Raw genomic sequence first — 3,687 nt, forward strand, 5'->3', positions numbered from 1 at the left:
GCGCGGGTGATGTGCGGCCATGGACTTGGCCCGTGGAAGGTGGTCCCCATACCGACAGACGGTAACCGGCCCGCCTTGCGTGTGGTGCCGGTCCCGGGCAACGCTAAAAGAAGCTAAACGGGGGCGCCGCCGGTTCGGCGCTCCCCGGCGAGGTCGACGGTGGCGCGTGGGCGGGTTGACCGCGGTCGCCTGGGACGCAGCGATCCGGTGTCGGCGGACATGAAAAACTGCCCATAGGCGGACACGAAAACGCCCACAGGCGGACGTGAAACTGCCCACTGGCGGACACGGGTTTCTGCCCACTGGCGGACACGAAACTGCCCACCCGGGTCTGTCCGCCTGATACGGCACGTTCGATTTTCTTCCCGATCGCCTCCCCGGATCGGGGCCTCTCCTCGGGTTCGCTCGACGGTGCTACCACGCCGAGAATGCGAGCCACCGAGGAGAGGCCACCGTGAAGTCTGCCAAGGAAGTCATGGAAATTCTTGCTGCCTACGACCTGACGAAGTCCTACCGTGCCGCCGCCGCACTGGCGGGGTGCTCCCATCACACCGTCGCCCGCCTCGTCGCCGAACGCGACACCGCCGATGCGCCGACCCCACCGCGGGAGAAGAGACCGATGCTGATCGACGAATATCTACCGAAAATCGAAGAATGGGTCGAACATTCGAAGGGCCGAGTCCGCGCCGACATCGCCCACGACAAGCTGCTGGCCCTCGGATTCACCGGCACCGAACGCACCACCCGCCGCGCCGTCGCCCGGATCAAACGCGCCTACCGGCTCGGCCACACCAGGGTGCACAGGCCGTGGGTCACCGAACCCGGCCTGTGGCTTCAGTACGACTTCGGTGACGGCCCGGTCGTCGACGGCACCAAGACGGTGCTGCTGTGCGCGTGGCTGGCCTGGTGCCGGCACCGGGTGGTGATCCCGTTGCGCGACCGCACCGCCCCGTCCGTCTACGCGGGCCTGGACCGGACCTTCCGGCGGATCGGTGGTGTCCCGACGTATCTGCTCACCGACAACGAGAAGATGGTCACCACCGAACACATCGCCTCGGTCGCCGTCCGCAACCCGGGTGTGGTCTCCTTCGCCCGGTTCTACGGCCTGGTCGTCAAGACCTGCCTGCCCGCGGACCCGGCCACCAAGGGCGGGGTGGAGAACACCGTCAAGCTGGCCAAGGCCGACCTGGTGCCCACCGACCACAACCTCGCCGCCGAGTACGACAGTTTCGAGGACCTCGAGGCCGCCTGCACGCAGTTCTGCGAGCAGGTCAACACCCGCACCCACCGCACCACCCGCCGCATCCCGGCGCAGATGCTCGCCGAAGAACGCCTCCACCTGCATCCGGTTCCCGCCGCCGCACACACCGTCACCTGGGGAGTGACCCGCATCGTCCCGGACAACACCCCGATGGTCGCGTTCGAGAACGGCCAGTACTCGGTGCCGCACACCCTGCGCGGGCAGACGGTGTTCGTCCGCGCACACGGCGCCGGTGCCGGTGAGCGGATCATCTTCGTCCACCACGGCGACACCGGCCCGGTCGAGGTCGCCCGGCACCGGCGGGCCCGCCCCGGCTCCCCGCAGATCTGCGACGAGCACTTCCCGCCGCCCCCGGCCGGGATCCTCGACCGTCAGCCGATCCCGCGAACCGACGCCGAACGCGCCTTCTGCAACATCGGTGCCGGTGCCCGGCTGTGGTTGTGTGAGGCCGCCGAGGCCGGCACCGGGAAGATCCGCGTAAAGATGGACCACGCGGTGTCGCTGGCGAAGCTGCTCGGCGCCGGCCGGGTCGACTGGGCGCTCGGGCACGCCGCCGCCTACGGCCGCTTCGCCGAGGGCGACCTCATGGCGATCCTCGACGCCCACCCCGCCGGCGCCGCCTCGGATCGCACCCACCGGGCCGACGAATCCCGGTCCCTGGCCCAGGGCACCAGCGGCTGGGCCGCCCTCGGTGGCGAGGTTCCCGTCGACGGTGCCACCGAACTCTAGGAACACCGCCCACGCTGACGCGAAAAACTCTGCACCGCAGACTAATCGAGTTCACCGTCCGATTCAACCGGCACCCGAAGGAGACCCTCGTGACCACCGCACCACCGGCGGCGCCGCCGCTGCCGACCGACCTGGAAACCCTGCTGCACCGGCTGCGGCTGCCGCACATCCGCCGCGCCGCTCCCGACGTGCTGGCCACCGCCCGCGCCCAACGGTGGGAACCCGCCGAGGTCCTCAAGGCGCTGCTCACCGAGGAGGCCGCCGGCCGGGAACGCTCGGCACTGGCCACCCGCCGCGCCGCCGCCGCGTTTCCCACCGGCAAGACCTTCGACGCCTGGAAACCGGAACTGTCGTCCATCCCGGCCCCGACCCAGCAGGCGCTACGCACCCTGGAATGGATCGAGCGGCGCGAGAACCTCGTGGTCTGCGGACCCTCGGGAACCGGGAAGACATTCTTCCTCGAGGCCCTCGGCCAGCACGCCGTCGAACGAGGACGGAAGGTGTTGTGGTTCACCCTCGAAGACCTCGGCGCGCTGATCCGCCGGCACCGCGCCGACGACTCGGTCTCGGGTGCCCTGACCAAGCTGCTGCGCGCCGATCTCGTGGTCATTGATGACATCGGCCTGTTGCCGGTGGCCGCCGACGCCGCCGAGGGCCTCTACCGGCTGGTCGACGCCGCCTATGAGAAACGCGCCCTGGCGCTGTCGTCGAATCTTCATCCGGCCGGATTCGACGAGCTGATGCCCAAGACCCTGGCCACCGCCACCGTCGATCGGCTCATGCACCACGCCCACCTGTGTCAGACCAGCGGTAAATCGATCCGGATGAGCCAAGCCCTCGCCGGCACCGGCGTCGACCCACTCACCTGACCACAACACAACACCGTGGGCAGTTTCGTGTCCGCCAGTGGGCAGAAACGGATGTCCGCCAGTGGGCAGAAACGTGTCCGCCTATGGGCAGGTTTCGTGTCCGTCAGTGGGCGGGAACGAATGTCCGTTGACAATCCGGTCGAATCTCTGTTGCGGACAACGCATCGGCGTCGGCGTCGGCCCGGACCGTCGGCTCGGCGCTCTTACTCTTGTGAGCACCACGAGACGAGACCGGCGGGAGAAGGATGATGAGTTACGAAGCGATCTACGACGGGGTTCGTTATCCGCTCGCCGATGCGGCCGCCGCGCACGGCCTCGAGGAAGCAGTCCGGGGCATCTTCGACGGCAACGGCAACGGTGGATTCGTCGGTTTCGTCAGCCAGAAACTCGACGGTGCGCTTGCTGATCACGCCGGCGACTCCGATCGCGATTCGGGGCAGCGACGAGCCGAACCCGACCGTCGTCCACCGCTGGTAACCCCACCCGCAGCAGATACCTCCGTCGGCCGCGACGGTGTATCCGTCTCGCGGAGGCGTCGGTGTCCGCGAGACTTCCGGCAACGATCCACCGTCAACACAAGGAGGTATGGTGCCTAGCCTCATTTTTAATGGTGTCACCTACGGCATCAGCCAGACCAGGTTCGAGGCCCCCCGGGAGCTGCTCGCACGGTTCGCCGAGGGACACACCCTGGGAGTGGCGATGTCGCTCACCCATGACGGCGCTCGGCACCACCTGTTCATCACCCCTGGGGTGCCGATCACGCTGGTGGAATGACAACTCCGCAGTGGTCGAGTCAGGACGGTTTCCTGCGGGGACACTGCCCGGGCA

4 protein-coding genes are annotated in these 3,687 nt (G+C 68.2%); all 4 read left to right on the forward strand.

Features of this window, described 5'->3' with window-relative positions:
• Nucleotides 1-454: 454 nt before the first annotated feature.
• On the forward strand, nucleotides 455-1,990 hold the full coding sequence (gene istA / locus AZG88_RS17140) for an IS21 family transposase (RefSeq protein ID WP_082833346.1): 1,536 nt from the start codon (nucleotides 455-457) through the stop codon (nucleotides 1,988-1,990).
• Between the two features lie 89 nt (nucleotides 1,991-2,079).
• Nucleotides 2,080-2,859: an IS21-like element helper ATPase IstB gene (gene istB, locus AZG88_RS17145; protein ID WP_005241291.1), complete on the forward strand. Its 780-nt coding sequence runs from the start codon at nucleotides 2,080-2,082 to the stop codon at nucleotides 2,857-2,859.
• Between the two features lie 248 nt (nucleotides 2,860-3,107).
• On the forward strand, nucleotides 3,108-3,455 hold the full coding sequence (locus AZG88_RS49935) for a hypothetical protein (protein WP_231914050.1): 348 nt from the start codon (nucleotides 3,108-3,110) through the stop codon (nucleotides 3,453-3,455).
• The gene (locus tag AZG88_RS17155) at nucleotides 3,445-3,633 is read left to right on the forward strand and encodes a hypothetical protein (protein WP_061698356.1); all 189 of its coding nucleotides are present in this window, start codon (nucleotides 3,445-3,447) and stop codon (nucleotides 3,631-3,633) included. Before AZG88_RS49935 ends, AZG88_RS17155 begins: the two co-directional genes overlap by 11 nt.
• Nucleotides 3,634-3,687 lie beyond the last annotated feature (54 nt).

Source organism: Rhodococcus sp. LB1 (assembly GCF_001583455.1).
In the GTDB taxonomy this organism is placed as follows: Bacteria; Actinomycetota; Actinomycetes; order Mycobacteriales; family Mycobacteriaceae; genus Rhodococcus_F; species Rhodococcus_F opacus.

Excerpts from the sequence above, each read along its gene's own strand:
- AZG88_RS49935 (WP_231914050.1), top strand. The coding sequence starts at position 3,108 with ATGAGTTACGAAGCGATCTACGACGGGGTTCGTTATCCGCTCGCCGAT.
- AZG88_RS17155 (WP_061698356.1), top strand. The coding sequence starts at position 3,445 with ATGGTGCCTAGCCTCATTTTTAATGGTGTCACCTACGGCATCAGCCAG.